Genomic DNA, 685 nt, shown 5'->3' with positions numbered 1-685 from the left:
TTAGCGTAGTGTTCACACAGATAGTCTTGTTATATAAAGAAGAACGACCGTTTTTATGGGGCTATAGCTCAGCTGGGAGAGCGCCTGATTTGCATTCAGGAGGTCAGCAGTTCGATCCTGCTTAGCTCCACCACTTTGCTTCACGGCCGGCGCGAATTAGTCATCAGATTAATTGCGATGAGTGTTGTTTTAGGCAAGCCGGATGAGAAGCGCGGGAAGGAGCATACATAAGTATGTGACTGACCAAGTGACGAACCCGAGGCGCAGCATAAAGCAACAGGCAGAAGCAAGTAATAGGCTTGTAGCTCAGCTGGTTAGAGCGCACCCCTGATAAGGGTGAGGTCGGCAGTTCAAGTCTGCCCAAGCCTACCATTTCTTCCCTGCTTTTCGTTATCGAATTGCTCATGTGCGACTTGCACACTACGCAATCCGATGCCTCAATCAGGAAAGAAATTGACTGTTTAAACCGGTCAGTATGGATTCAAATCCTAATGAATATTTACTCGTCAGAGTGAGCATTGATTAGGGTTTTTTACCCTAAAGCACTAAGGTTGGTTGCTTCGCAACTGATTACCTGGTGTTGCAATCGGCAAGTCCGATTGCAAAACGTTCTTTAACAATTTGGAAAGCTGATATTAGTAATCAATCAAAATTGAGTAACTGAGAGAATTAGCAGTGAGTTTAG

2 tRNA genes are annotated in these 685 nt (G+C 45.0%); both read left to right on the top strand.

Going from position 1 to position 685, the window contains the following annotated elements:
- Positions 1–57 precede the first annotated feature (57 nt).
- Positions 58–133: transfer RNA gene (locus tag HHX48_RS18590), tRNA-Ala, on the top strand.
- Between the two features lie 162 nt (positions 134–295).
- Positions 296–372, top strand: a tRNA-Ile gene (locus tag HHX48_RS18585).
- The last annotated feature ends 313 nt before the right edge of the window (positions 373–685 follow it).

This window comes from Salinimonas profundi, assembly GCF_014750655.1.
Classification (GTDB): domain Bacteria; phylum Pseudomonadota; class Gammaproteobacteria; order Enterobacterales; family Alteromonadaceae; genus Alteromonas; species Alteromonas profundi_A.
Note: the sequence above shows the minus strand (reverse complement) of the source record. Positions and strands in the feature narration are given on the sequence as shown.